The sequence below is a fragment of the Acinetobacter sp. CY73 genome (assembly GCF_059515865.1).
In genome coordinates, this window is sequence record NZ_JCAKMZ010000006.1 from 68195 (window position 1) to 86987 (window position 18793).

General features: G+C 37.0%; 18 protein-coding genes. 7 read left to right on the forward strand and 11 right to left on the reverse strand.

Annotation, left to right across the window (positions count from 1 at the left end):
• The first annotated feature begins 59 nt into the window (after positions 1–59).
• Positions 60–1925 (forward strand): SurA N-terminal domain-containing protein, encoded by a 1866-nt coding sequence (locus tag AC5YD2_RS05005; RefSeq protein WP_496125262.1) that lies wholly within the window; start codon positions 60–62, stop codon positions 1923–1925.
• Positions 1926–1964: 39 nt separating this feature from the next.
• Here AC5YD2_RS05005 and AC5YD2_RS05010 read toward each other — a convergent pair whose 3' ends face one another.
• A complete protein-coding gene (locus AC5YD2_RS05010; protein WP_496125263.1) occupies positions 1965–2996 on the reverse strand; it encodes an AraC family transcriptional regulator in 1032 nt (343 codons plus the stop codon).
• A 187-nt stretch (positions 2997–3183) separates the two neighbouring features.
• On the opposite strand from AC5YD2_RS05010, the gene AC5YD2_RS05015 reads away from it, so the two are divergent.
• Positions 3184–4386, forward strand: a complete 1203-nt coding sequence (locus tag AC5YD2_RS05015) for an alkane 1-monooxygenase (RefSeq protein WP_496125264.1) — start codon at positions 3184–3186, stop codon at positions 4384–4386.
• Between the two features lie 78 nt (positions 4387–4464).
• Here AC5YD2_RS05015 and AC5YD2_RS05020 read toward each other — a convergent pair whose 3' ends face one another.
• The 7 genes from AC5YD2_RS05020 to AC5YD2_RS05050 all read right to left on the reverse strand — a co-directional run bounded on the left by AC5YD2_RS05020 (position 4465) and on the right by AC5YD2_RS05050 (position 10765).
• Entirely contained in the window at positions 4465–4818 is a 354-nt protein-coding gene (locus tag AC5YD2_RS05020) for a nuclear transport factor 2-like protein (protein WP_496125265.1), read from the reverse strand.
• A gap of 213 nt (positions 4819–5031) precedes the next feature.
• On the reverse strand, positions 5032–5517 hold the full coding sequence (locus AC5YD2_RS05025) for a GNAT family N-acetyltransferase (RefSeq protein WP_496125266.1): 486 nt from the start codon (positions 5515–5517) through the stop codon (positions 5032–5034).
• A 126-nt stretch (positions 5518–5643) separates the two neighbouring features.
• Complete coding sequence (locus AC5YD2_RS05030; RefSeq protein WP_496125267.1) at positions 5644–6843, reverse strand: acyl-CoA dehydrogenase family protein; 1200 nt, start codon at positions 6841–6843, stop codon at positions 5644–5646.
• A 25-nt stretch (positions 6844–6868) separates the two neighbouring features.
• Positions 6869–8164 (reverse strand): acyl-CoA dehydrogenase family protein, encoded by a 1296-nt coding sequence (locus tag AC5YD2_RS05035; RefSeq protein ID WP_496125268.1) that lies wholly within the window; start codon positions 8162–8164, stop codon positions 6869–6871.
• Positions 8165–8444: 280 nt separating this feature from the next.
• Positions 8445–9818, reverse strand: coding sequence for an ABC1 kinase family protein (locus tag AC5YD2_RS05040; RefSeq protein ID WP_496125269.1), 1374 nt, complete (start codon positions 9816–9818; stop codon positions 8445–8447).
• Between the two features lie 158 nt (positions 9819–9976).
• On the reverse strand, positions 9977–10282 hold the full coding sequence (locus AC5YD2_RS05045; RefSeq protein WP_496125270.1) for a hypothetical protein: 306 nt from the start codon (positions 10280–10282) through the stop codon (positions 9977–9979).
• A gap of 273 nt (positions 10283–10555) precedes the next feature.
• A complete protein-coding gene (locus tag AC5YD2_RS05050) occupies positions 10556–10765 on the reverse strand; it encodes a cold-shock protein (protein ID WP_035263597.1) in 210 nt (69 codons plus the stop codon).
• 366 nt (positions 10766–11131) lie between these two features.
• On the opposite strand from AC5YD2_RS05050, the gene prmB reads away from it, so the two are divergent.
• The gene (gene prmB / locus AC5YD2_RS05055; protein ID WP_496125271.1) at positions 11132–12142 is read left to right on the forward strand and encodes a 50S ribosomal protein L3 N(5)-glutamine methyltransferase; all 1011 of its coding nucleotides are present in this window, start codon (positions 11132–11134) and stop codon (positions 12140–12142) included.
• Positions 12143–12154: 12 nt separating this feature from the next.
• The gene (gene aroC / locus AC5YD2_RS05060; RefSeq protein WP_496125272.1) at positions 12155–13249 is read left to right on the forward strand and encodes a chorismate synthase; all 1095 of its coding nucleotides are present in this window, start codon (positions 12155–12157) and stop codon (positions 13247–13249) included.
• 56 nt (positions 13250–13305) lie between these two features.
• Here the strand turns inward: aroC and AC5YD2_RS05065 are convergent, their stop codons facing one another.
• Both AC5YD2_RS05065 and AC5YD2_RS05070 read right to left on the reverse strand, forming a co-directional pair.
• A complete protein-coding gene (locus AC5YD2_RS05065; RefSeq protein ID WP_496125273.1) occupies positions 13306–13782 on the reverse strand; it encodes a hypothetical protein in 477 nt (158 codons plus the stop codon).
• Between the two features lie 166 nt (positions 13783–13948).
• The gene (locus AC5YD2_RS05070) at positions 13949–14500 is read right to left on the reverse strand and encodes a hypothetical protein (protein ID WP_496125274.1); all 552 of its coding nucleotides are present in this window, start codon (positions 14498–14500) and stop codon (positions 13949–13951) included.
• Positions 14501–14824: 324 nt separating this feature from the next.
• Here AC5YD2_RS05070 and AC5YD2_RS05075 point away from each other — a divergent pair, with 324 nt between their 5' ends.
• The gene (locus tag AC5YD2_RS05075) at positions 14825–15061 is read left to right on the forward strand and encodes a hypothetical protein (RefSeq protein ID WP_496125275.1); all 237 of its coding nucleotides are present in this window, start codon (positions 14825–14827) and stop codon (positions 15059–15061) included.
• A 146-nt stretch (positions 15062–15207) separates the two neighbouring features.
• Positions 15208–16359 (forward strand): MFS transporter, encoded by a 1152-nt coding sequence (locus AC5YD2_RS05080; RefSeq protein WP_496125276.1) that lies wholly within the window; start codon positions 15208–15210, stop codon positions 16357–16359.
• 51 nt (positions 16360–16410) lie between these two features.
• Here the strand turns inward: AC5YD2_RS05080 and AC5YD2_RS05085 are convergent, their stop codons facing one another.
• A complete protein-coding gene (locus AC5YD2_RS05085) occupies positions 16411–17802 on the reverse strand; it encodes a GGDEF domain-containing protein (protein WP_496125277.1) in 1392 nt (463 codons plus the stop codon).
• Between the two features lie 417 nt (positions 17803–18219).
• On the opposite strand from AC5YD2_RS05085, the gene AC5YD2_RS05090 reads away from it, so the two are divergent.
• Entirely contained in the window at positions 18220–18699 is a 480-nt protein-coding gene (locus AC5YD2_RS05090) for a hypothetical protein (protein ID WP_496125278.1), read from the forward strand.
• Positions 18700–18793 lie beyond the last annotated feature (94 nt).

Sequence of the window (18793 nt, forward strand, 5' to 3'; positions counted from 1 at the left end):
GATTCATTCGGATTTGAATATCAGTTAGAATCGCTTTGAAATAAAATATTGGATTACTCATGGAATCGTTTCGTAAACTCATTAAGGGGTGGCTTGGCAAAGTACTACTTGTTTTATTTTTAGCACCTTTGGCACTTGTTGGTATCGACGGGTACTTTAGTGGTGGAAATAAAGACGGTGTTGCCAAAACTGTTAATGATTTAGAAATTTCAAACAAAGATTTGGAAGCTCAAACTAAAAATTATAAAGAACAATTTTTACAAATGGTTCAGGGTGATGAGTCATTATTAAATCAAGATTATATTAATAATGCAGCGCTCGATAGTTTAGTTGACCGAGCTTTACTGATTCAACAAGCGAAGAAGTTGGGTATTTCGCTCAGTGATGCACAAATTGAACAGATGATTGCGCAACAGCCGAGCTTGCAAATTGATGGTAAGTTTGATCAGAAGGCATATGAAAATTACCTACGTTCGATTGGTATGACCAGTCAGGCCTTAATTGAGAACTTACGTCAAGATCATGGTTTGAAAATGTTGACTTCAACGATCATTAATAATGCATTGGTCAGTGAACTTGATATCCAACAAATTTCAAATTTACAATCTGAACAACGTGAATTGTATTTGTCATCTGTTAAATTGGATGATTACAAAAAATCAGTGAAAGTGACCAATCAAGAAATTGCAGATTATTACGCTAAACATCCCAACAAGTTTAAGCAGATGGCCTCTGTGGATGTAGATTATGTTGTTGTTTCTCCATCTATGGTTGCCCCTGCAAATACAACGGCTACGGATGAAGAACTACAGCAAGCTTATAAGCAATTTGTTGAGCAGCAAAATAAAAATGCAGTAAAACAAGTTAAGCATGTCTTGATTACTACTGACGCTCGTACTGATGCAGAAGCAGCTAAACTTGCAAACGAAGTATATGCAAAAATTCAAGCAGGGACTTCATTTGCAGATGCGGCTAAACAATACTCTGAAGATCCGACTTCTAAGGCCAATGGTGGTTTGATTGAGGGTTATGCTGCAGGTGTATTTGGTAATGCATTTGATCAGGCAGTAGATGCATCTAAAGGCGTCGTTTCTAAACCTGTGAAAACTGATTATGGCTATCACATTGTGTCATCGACATCTGAGGGCAGTCCAGTACCAAGTTTCGAAGCTGAGAAAGAACGCCTTACTGCAGAAGTCATTAAAAATAAGTCAGCAAATGTATTCTCGGATACAGTGAATGGTCTTAATGAGCTTGTAGTAGACAGCGATGCTTTAGATGTGGTCACTCAAGAAGTGAAAACGGCTAAAGTTATTACGTCAAAAGGTGTGACTTTAGGCACTCAAGACCCTGTTCTTGCTGATCCAGCAGTAAAAGTAAAATTGTTTAATGAGGATGTTAAAAATGGTGATCGTAATGCATCATCAAGTCTTCAGTTGGCGAACGGTGATACGGTGTGGATTAAGGTGCGTGAATATAATGCGGCAGGTGTACAACCTTTAGCAAAAGTAACGCCTCGTGTGAAAACATTGCTCATTAACCAGAAGGCATATGAGGCCGCAAAAGCACAAATCGTGAATGTCTTAGCTGACTTTAAAGCATTGCCAGCTGAGCAAGCTTTAGCGAAAAATAAGCAGTCTTTTGAGCGCGCAGGTGTGTTTACTCGTTCTCAAGGTTTAAAACGTGAAATTGAACGTGCTGCGTTTAGTTTAGCTGCGCCTAAGGCGGGTATGTGGTCAGTAACAACGGCTGCTTTAGCTGACGAAATGGTGATTGTTGCTGTCGCGGATATTCAGAAACCTGATCCAAGTAGTTTAAGTGCTGAAGAAAAACAGCAATTGATTAAGTTGTATCAGGGTTACCGTGGCACTCAATTGTTAAAAGATTATACTGAGTATCTAAAATCGGTTGCTAAGATTAAGTAATTTCTATTGAGTTATAAAAAAAGCGCTACGGCGCTTTTTTTATTTGTTGGATTTAGACCCGTCTGCATAATGTTGTTTTTTGTATTGACTTGGACTCATCAAAAAATGTTTTTTAAAGGCTTGACTAAATGCTGTTTCAGAGCTGTAACCGACTTTATGTGCAATTTGCTGAATGGGCATTTGTCCATTTATGAGTTGTTGACAGGCAAGTCGAAGACGATGTTGTTTGAGATAGCTGAGTGGCGGTTCACCGACAATACGATGGAATAAATCTGCAAATTTTGATCGAGACATAAAACATAATTCTGCGAGGCTTTCTACTGTCCAATGATATTCGGGTTGTCCGTGGATTGCATTAAATGCATTTGTTAGCTCAGGATGAGTGAGTGCCATTAACCAATTTGTGTTTAAATTATGCTGATCGTCTATAATGAATGTTTGATTATTATTAGACTGATTTAAGCCGTTTTCAGAATATTCTGTTGAGTTATTCTTTTGTTGCAGAATAAAGCCTCTCACTGACTCGATGAGCATAATACTCACGACATGATCCATAATTTTATGACGCCCAGGATGATTGTTTTGAGTCTCATTGGCAACAAAATATAGACCGATGCGTAGCCATTCAGGTTCTTGAGCATTTAAGGCATTACGCATATGCAGATAGTTGGGGAGAGCATTAATCAGTGGTATTGCCATGACACTATCTAGATGCGAACGGATCGTAAAAATAAGGCTTTGTGACTTTGTAGATTGATCGCCGAGGTGAATGGCATCATCCCGTAGCCCTCGAAACTGCTGGTCAATTAAATAGTTTTCCACGAGCTTTTGATTTGCATGGCTATGTCCGACATGCTTCATCCCTGAAGGGATAATCACCATATCTCCCGTGTTTAAATGCAGTTCAATGCCATTTTCAAATTTTAAAAATAACTCGCCAAACAGTGCGATATGCGTAATGACACTTTCTTGTTGATTGGATTGAAATGACCAGGTTCCTTGCCCTTGTAAATATAAATATTCGGTTTTTTTAAAATGAATATCCTCGAAAACCTGACTTAAAGCATCCATAACGATTTAATTTCCATTATTAAATTTAATATTATTGTTTTATTGCTGAATTTAAATGTGTTTAAAGGACAATTTCCATTCTAAAAGTGTCAAGGACTGAAGCATAGTTAATTTGGACGATTGCAACTGTAATCCTATTCATCAATCTCTAATGATATGAATAACAAAAATAGAATAGGGAATGCAAATGAATGCGCCTCTAAAATTAGAACAGCATCAGATCAATACTACAGCATTAAAAGGTCTTTCACTGGATAAAAAAAGATACCTTTGGCTGATTAGTCCAGCTTTGCCTGTGATTGGTTTAGGAATATTAGCGGGTTATCATTTTGCGCCGAAACCATTGAAGATTGTTTTTGCATTAGGTGGACCATTGGTGCTTCATGTCATCATTCCAACGATTGATACCATCGTGGGTACCGACAATAACAATCCTAGTCCTGAAGATATTAAATTACTTGAAAAAGATCCGTACTACGCGCGCTTAGTGAAATCTTTTATTCCAATTCAGTACGCAGCCAATATTTACGCCTGTTATTTAACATCGCGTAAAGAAACATCATTATTGGATAAAGTGTTACTCGGCATGTCCATGGGTGCGATCAATGGTATTGCGATTAATACAGCACATGAGTTAAGTCATAAGTCAGGACGTTTAGATCATATTTTATCGCATTTGGCTTTAGTGCCATCAGGTTATAACCATTTTCGTATTGAGCATCCTTATGGGCATCATAAGCGCGCAGCAACGCCTGAAGATCCAGCATCATCTCAAATGGGGGAAACTTTCTATGAGTTCTTGCCTAGAACGGTGATTGGATCATTTAAATCTGCGATAGAAATCGAACGTACGCGTTTAAAGCGCAGAGGATTGTCATTTTGGTCTAAGGATAATGAATTGTTACAAGGCTGGTCGATGTCTCTTGCTTTTCATTCGAGCATGATCGGGATATTTGGAAAAAGGGTATTGCCTTATTTAGCTGTTCAATCGACCTATAGCATTACATTATTTGAAATTATTAACTATATTGAACATTATGGATTATTGCGTCAAAAGGATACGAATGGTAAATATGAGCGGGTTTTACCAGAGCATAGTTGGAATAACAATAATATTGTGACCAATTTATTTTTATATCAGTTACAACGTCATTCGGATCACCATGCATTTCCAACTCGACCATTTCAAGCGCTACGTCACTTTGATGAGGCACCAGAGTTACCGAATGGGTATGCCAGTATGCTATTGCCTGCCTTGATTCCAGCTTGGTGGTTTAAGATTATGGATCAGCGAGTATATGATCACTACAAGGGTGATTTAAACAAAGCCAATATTCATCCTAAAAAACGAAAGAAAATATTTGAAAAATTTGGTTTAAACTTTAATTAGAGTGATCCTTACTGCAATACAAGCCGCAATCAAAACAATAAGCCTATCTTTTAAATAAGCTTATTGTTTATTTGATATTTAGTTAAAAAAATCTATATGACATTGTCCAACTTGGATGGTACGACCATTATTTTGAATAATCCAGTGACCTTGTTTACGGAAAGACTTTGCAGATGCGTAAGTATCTTCCGTGAATTGTAGGAAGGTAATTTGACTATTGATGACTTTAGCTTTGATCGCGAAAGGGGATGTAAACGTATTTTCCAGCTCTACCGATGTGTATGTAAACGTCCGGTAAACCGCAACAGTTTCATCTTCAGAGAGGATATCTGTAATTTGAAAATCATCAACATTCCAGTAGGTTCCAATATTTGAGAAAGTATCAATATAAATTTGGCGTCCTTTGCGTGTACCAGCCCAAGGTTCAATCAAGCCAAGTTCAGGATTTTCAAAATTAAGCGAGGTGTAAATCGCATCTTCGTGTATCAGTGCTTCACTGACATTTTTTACGGTTTCTTTTCCTGAATTGGCTAAGAAGGCTAGAACAACATCTTTAGCTGTTTGGGTTTGGAGTGCTTTCGTAATGTGTCACCTACAGGACAATCATTGGATTGATTAGGGTGAATGTATGTAAATATGTCCAAGCTATAGATCTTTTTCCATTCTGATTTCACAGGCATGGCTATGTCCTGTATTTCCTTTGGGATGATCTAGGTGTTGAAAGCCTAATTTTTCATAAAGCTTTACCGCTTGCCATAATTGCTGAGTCGTTTCTAAATAGATTGAACTAAAACCATTCGATTTAGCAAAATCAACACACTGCTCAATGATTTGTTTGGCAAATCCCAACCCACGAATATCTTCTAAAAAATACATTTTTTGTAGCTCGAGTATTCCTCCAGCACCTTGTAGAGGCGATATACCACCACCACCCAAAATTGTACTCACTTCGTTTTCAATGACCCAGTATTGCGCATTGGGTTGTGAATACACTGAGTACAAGTCGTCTACGGCTGCATCTGCAACAGCAAATCCTGATTCGGCTGCAAGACCAAACTCTTTAGAAACTTCTCGGATGATATATGCAAGTTGAGTATTATCAGATGGTTGGATAGGGCGAAGTTGATACATATGAAAATAATGAAATTAAAGAAGAGATGAGTTTTATAATACCTTATGGTTTTAAAATCCATCTCTTTTCATGCTTTATGATTATTGATTGAGTGCTAGACAAACATTCTATTCAACCTCATTTTATTATTTGAGTTCGCTTGAAGATTTCCCTAATTCACGACGAGCAACAATCAATTGCTGAATTTGTTGAGTTCCTTCAAAGATATCCAAAATTTTAGAATCGCGTGCCCATTTTTCTAACAGTTCATCTTCGTTATAGCCCACACTTGCTGCTAACTCGACACATTTCAATGTAATTTCATTGCATATACGTCCAGCTTTTGCTTTAGCGATAGATGCTTCACGAGAGTTTGGTTTTTTGTTATCGGCCATCCAGGCTGCTTTCAACGTGAGTAAGCGTGCAGATTCCCATTCTCCTTCCATGCGGTAAATCTGTGCTGCAATGTTTGAAGTCTGTAAATAAGGTGTTGCATAGTTTGGATCTAGTGAATCTTTAAAAATTTCCTTAATCCGTTCGAGTGAGGCTTTAGAACAACCCACTGCCATTGCGGCAACAAGCGGTCGAGTATTATCGAAAGTCTCCATTACGCCTGCAAAGCCTTTTGCAACATCAATTTCTTCATTGCCGAGTAAGTTGGCTGCTGGAACACGACAATCAATAAAGCTGATCACAGCAGTATCAGATGCTTTAATGCCTAATTTGTGTTCTAGACGCTCGACTTTCATACCTGGTGTGCCTTTAGGAACGACAAAGGATTTGATTGCAGCACGTCCGAGCTTTTTGTCTAGAGTTGCCCACACTACGACGGAATCTGCACGTTCACCCGAGGTCACAAAGATTTTTTCTCCATTGAGAATGTAATCAGATCCATCTTTGGTTGCTGTGGTACGAATGGCAGCAGAATCTGAACCACAACCAGGCTCTGTAATTGCCATGGCTGCCCAAGTGCCTTTGAATCGTTCCAATTGTTCATCATTGGCTACAGCTGCAATGGCTGAATTACCTAAGCCTTGACGTGGCATAGAAAGCAATAGTCCAGTATCGCCGTAACACATTTCAATGACACCGAGTGCCGTTGACATATTCACGCCATTTTTATTACCTTGCTGAGTGTCTCCACGTTTATTGATAGCAGCACCGGCATTCATACCATCGCCACCATCATTCATGCCATCCAATAATGAAGCCAGCATGTTGAGCTCTTTAGGATAAGCGTGTTCAGCTTTATCATATTTACGCGAAATTGGGCGAAGTACGTTTAGTGCCGTCTCGTGAGCTTGATCGATAAGCAATTTAAATTTTTTTGGATTTTCTAAATTCATGATTATTTTCCTTTTTATTTATGAATTAAGCATGTAAGCCAGAATGTAAGATCGCAGTCGCACGTAAATCACGATACCAACGCTCAACAGGATGCTCTTTGGTAAATCCGTGACCACCTAAGAGTTGAACACCATCCGTTCCAATTTTCATCGATTTTTCAGCACATAGAATACGAGCTAAGTAAGCTTCACGATGAAATGGTTGACCTGCTTCAGCCAGACTCGCCGCATTGAGAATGAGCATCCGCATAGCTTCTATCTCTATGGCCATATCTGCAATCATGAAAGCGACACTTTGACGATGTGAAATAGGCTCATCAAATGCCGTACGCTCATTGGCATATTGAATGCAATATTTTTTGACTGCTTCGCATGTTCCAACAGCCATTGCACACCACATCAGATTGCCAAGATCTAGGAATTCGCTATAGTTGAGGTCATCATCACCTAAGCGCTCAGCAGGCGTATTTTCAAAGATTAAATTGACCGTTTCCGTTGCTTTTAATCCCATGGCAGGGCTCTTTTTAAAGCGAATGCTCGAATCACGCTTTACAATAAACAGATCAGGTTTTCCATTTAATTCTGCATTGACTAAAATCAGATCAGCTGTTTCACCAAGTATCACCAATGTTTTTTCACCATATAGCGTGAATTGACCATTTAACTGTGTAGCTTTGGTTTTTAACTGAAACGGGTTAAAAGCTGGAGTCGCTTCTTGAACTGCAAAGGTTGCTTGAATATCGGTGTCTTCTGAGATACTTGAGAGGTATTTATTTTGGATTGATTCAGAACCCCACTGTGTAATGGCATTAATCACGCTAAATGTAGACAATAAACCCGCTGTAAGGCTGAAATCACCTTGAGCAAGATGTTCAGCAATGAGAATATTACTGACAATATTTTTTTCATTGGCAACACCACCAAAGCTTTCAGGTAGCGCATAATAATTCAAACCTAAATCGTTACTATGTTTCCAAAGTTCAGCGGGGAACTTTTCATGATGATCCGCATCATGTGCAAGGGGGTATAGAACTTCTAACGCAAATTGATTCATCGCATCAGCAGTCATTTGTTGTTCTTCAGTCAAACTTAAATCAAATAAAGATTTCTCTTGATGGGGGAGTCGTTGTTTGGCATTGTTGGGATTCGATTTAAATGCTTTTTGTGTTGCTGTTAAAGTTTTGAAGCCAGCCTTCGAGCCTTGATACAGTGATTTTTCAATGAATCCGCGGAGTTTAAATTGATCCAGTAAATCACTACCTGCAAGTTTGGTGATAAAAGCGAGTCCTAAACCCTGTGCTTTATTTGCGATATTTGTCATTTTATTTCCCTTTTGTATCAATATTGCTCGATTCAGATCAATGAATGTAGAGGCTATTACTAGGGGAATTATGCTGACATGGGAGTTGAATTAAGACTATGTCTAATTTGACATGGAATTGACAATAGATACATATTTCGATAAGTGGTATTTAAAATAATAAGTATTTGAAAATAAAAGATTATGTATTTTTAATTATTTTATAATAAATATTTTTATTGACCAAGATGACAAATATATAATTATCATCTTGGTGGTGAATGGTTGCTTTAATTCAATCTTAGATAAAAGGTTGAATCATTTTACGGACATTGGTTTTGGCTTCAATCACAGTCATAAATGTATAAGCACCAATAAACTTACGGCTAATAAACATAAACTCTTTCGGTGGAACTGAGAAATAACGTGAAGCCATTGATTTTGAAGCGCGTTGCATCACACGACTATGCAACTGGCTTTTTTTCCAATCGTAGCGTTGCTGATCATCCATGACACCTTCAGGTAGATCTGGATTGTTGTCTTTAGAACTAAAAGCTTCAGTTGCGAGTAAAAATACTTTTGCCATATCAGGTTTGACACTGTAAGGCATGCCATCGAAGAACTCATAGCCTGTCATTGAATTCACCATGGCTTCGGCATCATGGTCATAGCCAGCTTTAATTAAATTACGTGCAACCTTGAGTAGCTGAGTATCAAACTGGCGAATTGCACCAAAATCTAATAATACAATTTTATCTTGAATATTTTCGCCATCACCGAGACGTACAAGATAATTACCGAAATTAGGATCGGTCTGCATTTCGCCCCATTCGAATATCTCGCGAACAGCAATTTCTAAGGAAGCTTCGCCGAGTTTATTGCGACGCTCTTGAGGAAGAGACAACATCACTGGACTATTAATTGGTACGCCACGTTCAAAAGTCATGCACAAAACTTGATCGGTACAGTAGTCATCAATGATTTGAGGCACACTATAGCGAGGATCTTCTTTTAAGCGTGATGCGAAGCGACGAGTCGTTTCTGCCTCAATTCGATAGTTAACTTCACGATGCATCATTTCACGAACTTCATCAAACCATTGATCAAATTCACGAGTTTGAGGAACAATACGGGTCAATTTGAGCATATTTTTAAATAAGCTCATATCTGAATCTATCGCACTTGCAACGCCAGGATATTGGATTTTGAGAACCAACTCTAAACCATCGGACTTACGTGTGGCACGATGTACTTGCGCTAAAGAGGCTGTTCCTAATGGCTCATGATCAATATTTAAATCATCAAGTTTAGAGCCGAGCTGTCGGACTAATTGGGTTTTTATAGCAGGCCAGTCTAAAGCGACAGTTTGATTGTTCAATGTATTTAGAGCTTGAGTGATCTCTTCTGGTAGGAAATGTTCACCATACAGCGCCATCATTTGACCAATCTTTACGATTGAGCCTTTAAGCTTGCCAATTTCAGCAACAAGATAGTCCGCTTGTTCCTTCATGGTTTGCTTACGTTTTTTTTCTTTATCTTCTTCACTTGAAAAGATAGAAGTCGCACTAGAGGCTGCCCAACGCGTACCAGCTAAAAAAGATGCCTTTGCAATCGAAAGACGTCGATCCATAGAGGATGTTTTTAACTGTTTGAGCTTTTCATTCTGATCTGACATGAAGATAAAATCCTGTAAGCGAATCGAGCTGATATCCTATTTTAATGAATATTACAGCCAAAGACCGTATTAAAATAGTTCAACTGGTTGAATATCTGATGTAAATAATGTCAATTCAGTCTTAAATTTAAAATAGCCTAAGCAATTTAGAGGTGTTTCTATAGTTTATACGTAATTTTTAATTCAGCACGAGAACTTAATAGTGATTTATTTGAAATCACAAATTGATCGATCAAGATTTTAATATTTTCATCGGAAAAACCTGAAGCATAGCCTTTAACAATGATGATGCTTGGAAGTGAAAAAAATAAATACTTTGCATCATCTAAAGTGGCAGATTGAAAGACTTGATGTTCATTCAAAATTTGCTGAAAAAAGCTTTTTTCCTTTTTGACAATATGAGAATCAGCGTCATTCCAGTAATTAACACGCATTGCCATTAAATTATTGTGTTTATAGCTCATCGGGTTATGCGTCTTAAAGTTGAATTATGATCTATATATAGTCAAAGCAACAGCAATTCAAGTTGTACTTAGATCTGTAATGATTGTTTTTTGAGATATTGCTGGAAGAGATAGTTTTGATAGAGGGAAGTGAGGGGGTGAATGTTAAGCTAAGCGCTAATAAATATTTTAATATTATATAGAGTTAATCATTTAAGCAGCTTGTTGAAAAGGATAGACACAAAAAAGCGAGGTAAAACCTCGCTTTTTAATCTATTGCTGAGACTTTAAGTCTTAAACAGCAACGATATCAACAGCATTAGGACCTTTAGGACCTTGAGTTACGCTGAATTCAACTTGTTGGCCTTCAGCCAAAGTTTTGAAACCAGAACCTTTGATTTCGCTGAAATGAGCAAAAACGTCAGGACCGTTTTCTTGTTGAATGAAACCAAAACCTTTAGTTTCGTTGAACCACTTTACAGTACCTTTAACAGTATTAGACATAATAAAACCCTATTGAAATTTGATGTTTTGAGTAATGAAACTCATTTGTAACTTTGAAAAAAAATGAAACTTAAAATCTGAAACCAAACGTAGGATTATGACTAACACTGCGAAATAAAAGATTTACCGAAACAACATAAATTTTCTAGTTAGCCAGAATTATACACGATAAAAAAATAAAGACGACTGTTAAATAACAAAGTTTGGTTATTTTTTCGTATATCGATATCAAAAAATGTAAAAAACAACCTTTTTGAGCATAAAACCTTTCGAAAGTGAAAGATTCTGTCTACAGAGTTTTATCATTATCACTAAAACGCGCTATTATAAGCCGCTTTAAAAATTTACCTATTGGAGATACCTTAAGTGGATCAACTGACGATTAGCCCTGAACACTTGCAGGAAGCTGCTGATAATTTAACAACAATTCGTGATTTCATTCGTTTTGGTGTAACAGCACTACGTCAATATGATGCACATTTAGGTCAAGGTACTGAAGATTTCTTTGCTGAAAGCTCTGCATTGGTTCTTCAAACGCTTGCTTTAGATTGGAATGCTAACCCAGAAATTTTGGATTCAAAATTATTACCAAGCGAAAAAGCTGAATTTATCAGTTTACTTGAACGCCGTATTAATGAAAAAGTGCCAACGTCTTATTTATTAAACTTGGCCTATTTCTGTGACAAACCATATTATGTCGATGAGCGTGTATTGATTCCGCGTTCTCCCATTGCTGAATTGATTAACAATCGTTTTGCACCTTACTGTTTAGATGAAAATCACCAACCACGTGAAGCTGCTAATAATTTACCTGAAAATCCAAATCCAAAAATGCCACGTCGTATTTTAGATATGTGTACAGGTTCAGGTTGTATCGCAATTGCATTGGCTTATGCATTCCCAGAAGCCGAAGTCGATGCTACAGATATTTCAAAAGAAGCATTAGAAGTGGCTGCAATCAATGCAGAACATCATAACAAACAGTTCGAAGTGGCTTTGCTTGAGTCTGATTTGTTCTCGAAAATTCCTGCTGAAAATCAGTATGATTTGATCGTTTCAAATCCTCCGTATGTAGATGCTGAAGATATGGCAGATTTACCTGCTGAATTCTTACATGAGCCTGAGCTTGCACTTGCGGCAGGGCAAGATGGTTTGGATTTGGTTCGTAAAATGTTGGCTCAAGCGGCAGATTATTTAACTGAAGATGGTTTGATTGTGATTGAAGTAGGTAATTCTGAGTGGGCAATGCGTCAGAACTTTAATACTGTCGATTTCTACTGGTTACAATTCCAAAAAGGTGGTTCAGGTATTTTTGCGCTTACAGCAGCACAGTGCCGTGAATACCGTGATTTATTTATTCAATCTGTTCAAGCATAAGGAGTCATGATCGTGGCAGGTAATAGTATTGGACAACTTTTCCGTGTAACGACGTGTGGTGAATCTCATGGTGTTGGGCTCATGGCGATTGTCGATGGTGTACCGCCGGGGATTGAACTTACTGAAGCTGATCTACAACATGATTTAGATCGCCGTAAACCTGGAACTTCTAAGTTTGCTACACAACGGAAAGAACCAGATCAGGTTGAAATTATTTCAGGTGTCTTTGAAGGTAAAACAACAGGGACTTCGATTGGTTTATTGATTCGTAATACGGATCAAAAATCAAAAGACTATGGAAATATTGCACAGACTTTCCGTCCTGGTCATGCGGACTATACTTACACACACAAATACGGTTTCCGTGATTATCGTGGTGGTGGTCGTTCAAGTGCGCGTGAAACAGCAATGCGTGTTGCAGCTGGTGCAATTGCAAAAAAATATCTCGCTGAAAAATTTGGTATCGTTATTCGTGGTCATGTGACTCAAATAGGTACTGAAAAAGCAGAAGTGTTGGATTGGAATGAAGTTCCAAATAATCCATTCTTCTGTGGGGATATAAATGCAGTGCCTCGTTTTGAAGCTTTAGTCACATCATTGCGTGAACAAGGCACCAGTTGTGGCGCAAAGCTTGAAATTATTGCTGAAAAAGTTCCTGTCGGTTGGGGTGAACCTGTCTTTGATCGTTTGGATGCTGATATTGCTCATGCCATGATGTCGATTAATGCTGTGAAAGGCGTTGAAATTGGTGATGGTTTTGCAGTGGCTGAACAGTTTGGTCATGAATCACGTGATGAGTTGACGACAGATGGCTTTCTTGCAAACCATGCGGGCGGAATTTTAGGTGGTATTTCATCAGGTCAAAATATTCGTGTCGCTATCGCATTGAAACCTACAGCATCGATTACGACTCCTGGTAAAACCATCAATCTTGATCGTGAAGATACTGATGTATTGACCAAAGGTCGTCATGATCCATGCGTGGGGGTTCGTGCAACACCTATCGCTGAAGCGATGTTAGCGATTGTATTGATGGATCACTTCATGCGCCATCGAGCACAAAATGCAGATGTTATTTCTCCGTTTGAACCGATTGAACCAAAATAATTTATGATCCATATAAAAAAACCAGACTTTAAGTCTGGTTTTTTTATTTATAAATTTTACTGCTTTATTTGACCAGTGTAACCCTTAAGAAAAGTAAGATAAGCAGAAGATTTTTCACCATTGTCTTTTAGAATAGGACGTGAAATCTCTTGTTTATCTGTGACTAGTTTCAAGTCAATTTTTTTAGCATCTTTGAACGAGTTTAAGAAACTCACTGGAACGCGGATAGCATTACTTGAAGTGATTACACCTGCGTTGGTAACATTTTTGGTTGAATCAATTGTAGAGTAAATATAGGGTTGATCATCGACTAAGAAAACCATCTGTTTGATGTTATAAGCTGAAGAGTCGTTGATTTCAGCTGTGATCTTAAATCCATCACGCGTTTCATCGTTCCAACGTAATGCTAACTCAGGGCAAATCTCATCTGCTGCACAGATAAGTGGCCCTTTAGTGACAATTCGATCGGCAGGATTATTGACGCATCCACCTAAAATAAGCAATGAAGTAATAAGTGCTAACTGAATTTTCATGAATTGACCTTATAATCGAGTTTTTATAACCAAGAGACATTTTTTAAACATTACTCATTAAATGTTCTTCTATGGCATTAAGTATTACTTTTGAAAATTGTACCAAATAAGTATAAAAAAAACTCTCACAATATGCATTGGAGAGTTTTTTATTTAAACTTTAAAATTACTCAGAGTGACCATAGCCATTTTTAAAAGTTTTGTAAGCGAAAGACTCTTTACCATCTTTAAGCACAGCGTGGGTAATGTCACCTTTATCTGTACCAACTGTCACAATAATTTCTTTTGCTTTGTTAAAGCGATTGATAAAACTCAAAGGTACTTCAATAAAGTTTGATGAATTCGTTAAAGTGCTATTTAGAACGGAACGTGTAGACGGTGTAGCAGAAGCTGTAAAGGGAAAAGAGTTACCATCGATTTGGAAATCTACACGCTGGATATTAAATTGTTGCTGATCGTACAAATCTGCAGTCACTTTATAAAGTGTATTATTTTGTCTTTTCCAATCGAAAGTAAGCTCTGTACATGGTTTGCTTGCTTCACAGATCACCTGACCTTTAGTTTCGACACGCGTAACAACATCGCTAGGTTTGAAGTCGATGACATTTGAGCTTAAAGATTTTACCGTTTCTGCTTCTTCTACTGGCTTGTTCTTAGAGATAACTAAACATCCTGAAAGCGAAAACGCTGTAATTAAAGCAACAACTTGTAATTTCATTATTATCAACCATTATATCATTTAGTTCTTGTTAATGATTAATTTAACATAAATAAAGAATAAGTGTGATGTAGTTATCATAATTAATTATGAAAAATTGTAAAGATCTTCTAACAAACTAGATGGGTATCAAGCAAAAACTTATTTTTTTCAAGATTACATATTAGGTTGATATAGAGCTAATTCGGCAGTGAATTTATTTTTTGACTACTTTGAAGGTATGCAAAAGTACGCGTACTGTCCAATTGAGTCTTAATCTTATTTGATCTGGTTAAAAAAGCTGATATAACTAAAAATAAAGGGTGATGTAGAAGGCTAAATTTTATGAAAACTACAGTGAAGTATGTTGTGCTTAAAAGCAAAGATTATCAGTTGGGAACGCCACTTTTTGAGGAAGATCTTGATGTAAGTCAAAGCTACTTTGATGAGATTCCTTCAATTATCAAATTTCAGAACCATGACTTTAAAGTAAAATCTAAAGAGTTAGTTCGCAAGCAAATTTTTGATGAGTTTGAAGAGTCTCAAACAATACTGGTTAAAGTGATTGCTTTGCATGATTAATCCACAGGTTTGATTACTGAATGATTAAAACAGAAGAAGGTTGAATTTGATTCAACCTTTTTTATTGAGTATCGAGTTTACACCATCGCTAAAATTCTAACTTATATTTCTAAGCACTAAATTTAACTGCAGCTAAGAGTGATCTAATGTTTAACTTTTCTATACAACACAGGCTTGCAGGCTTTTACTTTTTCTACTATTCAATCGTAGGCACATTTATGCCTTATTGGAGTCTTTATCTCCAAGATCAAGGTTTTAGTTATTTTGAAATAGGTATATTAAGTTCAATCGCCGTATTAACTCGATTTGTTGCACCCTTTATATGGGGCTGGATCGCAGATAAGACGGGTAAGCGCATGCTACTTGTACGTATCGCGACATGGATGGAGGCTTCAGTTTGGTTCGCTATTTTTGTGATACCTAATGATTTTCAGTCTATCGCTTTATTAATGTTGATTTTTAGTTTTTTTCAGAATGCAATCTTGGCTCAATTTGAGGGTGTGACGCTATTTTGGCTAGGAGATCAGCGCGAAGCCCTATACGGTAAAGTGCGTAAATGGGGATCCATTGGTTTTATTGCAGGTGTATTTTCGATAGGGGCACTTCTTGACATTATTCATATTTCATTCTTACCTATTTTGTTGTTGAGTATCGCATTTTTAACTTTCATTTGGTCGTTCAGTATTAAAGAGCCATGTAATGCTCCTCAGGCACAAAAGAATTTGGAGTCAATATTTTCAGTCCTCAAACAACCAATTGTCTATTCCTTATTCTTAATTGAATTTATCATGCTTTTTGCTCAAGCTCCGTTTTATAGTTTTTATAGTAATTATTTACAGATGGCGGGTTTCAGCACGACAATGATTGGCTTTTTATGGGCAAGTGGTGTGATTGCAGAAATTATTATGTTTGCCTATGCCAATACATTGTTGATGCGGTACAGCTGGCGTACTTTAATCATGACGTGCTTAGTGATGACTGGACTGCGATTCATTTTTGTTGGATTATTCGCGAGTTCATTTTGGATGCAATTGTTTTCTCAAAGCCTACATGCATTTAGTTTTGGCTTATTTCATTTGATCGCGATGCGTATGATTTTTAATCACTTTAGTATTGGACAGCAAGGTAGAGCACAAGCGTTGTACAGCACCATGTGGGGGCTTGGGGTCGCGAGTGGAAGCATCTTAGCTGGCTATTATTGGGATAGGTTTACACCTGAATTGGTATTTATCATTGCGGGGAGCTCAACCTTTTTTGGATTCCTGTTTGTAAAGGGAATTCCTTCAACAAAACAATAGTCGTAATTTGATGCTAAATTTTGATGTTCAATATAAGGAACTCATCTTTAATTAAACATAGTCCAATTTATTTTTTAAATCAGGCTCAATACATAAACGATTTCTACCTTTTTGTTTTGCTTCATAAAGTGCATGATCTGCACGATTAATTAATTGCTGGAAAGGGACACAGAAAGGCAAACTTTGATGACTTAAACCAATGCTGACACTGACATTCAGCTTTGTGCCATCATTTAAAAGAATCGGTGTTTGAGCAACCACATCACAGATTCTTCGTGCGATTTCAATACTGTGTTGCAAGCTGACATCTTTAAGTAAGATTGCAAATTCCTCGCCACCAATACGACCAAATAAATCAGAAGATCGGATTTGAGATCGAACCATACGAGTGAAATCTTGTAAAACTTTATCACCCGCAGCATGTCCGTAGTTATCATTAATTTTTTTGAAATAATCTAAATCAAGCAAAAGAATTGAAACTCTTTTTTCTGTATTTTTTGAAAATTGATGTTGAACTGTACGCTCACTTTCTTCATAAAAGTAACGACGATTCATCGCTGTCGTGAGTCCATCATGATTGGCAAGATAAAGAATCTGATGGTAGAGTTTTTGACGATTTAAACTGATAATTGCCAATGTTAAGGGGCCTAGTGCCAACATAAACAAACCAATACGCACCGATAATGTTGTCGCAATATAAGCATCCGGTGACTCGGCTAAATAATAAACGCTGATACTGTTGTACATAAACATAGCGACAAAACAATTGATGATCGCTACAAAAAATAAATTGTAGGTTAATGCTGCCCAAATCAAAGCGCCGATTGGGAACATAATTGCGCCTGGACCGATAAAAAAGTGCGTCAACGTCACAGACATGATGACCGCGAGAAGGGGAAAGCTATTTTGAAGATTAAGGCTCTGATTTTTTTTCTCAACCAGATAGCCTTGAATATCCCGCTTACGTGGAATTGCTAAAATAATAGGAAGGAACGCGACAAAATTTAAAATTTCACCTGTCCACCACATGCCAAAGTCGATCCAAATACGATCCATCTCCATAAATGTATTTGGAATATGTGGAATGGTGAGCACGGCAAAAATTGAGCTAATTAAACAGCCACCAAATGAGCTAATGAGGAATAAAAACAAGAAGGTTAAACCCTTATTGTATTCTTTGTAATTTAATTTGAATAAGCGAATAAATAGTAGGGTAACTAATGGGTTGATTAAATTTGCGATGGTTAAAAATAGCGTTAATATAAAATAATTGCCTGTTAATAAATCGGCAAGCATAAATCCAGAAAATGCACCAAACCAACCACCCATATTATTTAGATGAGGAAATCTTAACAACATTCCCAATAAAATGGCATTTGCTGGCCAAAAAATGGAAAGAAATGCGAGAGGGCGTCCAAAAATTCCTGCAAGACAGCACAGCATGACAATTGTGCATATAATTAAAAAGGCTTTAGTGTTTTGCTGTACGAATTGATGTGAGGAATCAGTAAATATGGTCAATGCATTTACCTGTTATTTTTCTATCGAGATTGATCATAAGAAATGGTTAGATCATAGCTGTAGCATAGCTTGATAATTTTTATAATCAATAGTTTAGCTAATACAGTAAATATATTATTTCATCAGCTTTGTGTCGTGTCTCATCCTTTCAATCTAAAAGTTGAATGGCGTCAAAGCTAATTCTTTAAGTTCAACTATTAGCCGGTTATTCAGTAGAGAGTATTTATGTATGAACCGTAGTAAAGCGCAATGAATTTTTGTTTATATCGCGTTAAATGCTTAATAAAAATATAGTTAATTATGTTACTTTTAACAAAAGAATTTTTTAACAGATGTCGTATGAAAAAGTCAGGTATTCTGATTACATTATTTTTAGGTTTTGTCGCTGTTACACATGCAGATTTACCTGTTCCAACACCGCAAAAAAATGTTGAAGCTCAAAAGGAAAATTTAATTGGCGTATATACACGTCCTGAAATCTTAGGATTATGGGGAATGAATATTCCTCAGAATAAGAAGTGCGTTGAATATTATAACTTTAGGAAAGGGAATGAAGTTGTAGTTAATAGCGCTCAAGAGTGGTCGATCGGTCAGTTCGATTATCAACCTTCTCCAGATAATACGCTCACTAAACTTCCAACGTTATTGATCCAAGTGAATTATGAAAATAATGCGATAGATTGTTCTGGGAATAGAGTGGATCAGGCTGGTGAGCTGTCACAGTACTTTGTTAAATGGAATACGCCTAATCAGATTGATTTTTGTGCAACAGAACAAGGTAAGGATTGTTTTGCGACATTAAAGCGAGTTTTGCCTTAATATTGACTTGGACGATAGTGTGTAAAAATATCTTTTCAAAGTTTGAAATAAAAAAAGCCTCTAATTTATAGAGGCTTTTTTATAGATTATGTAA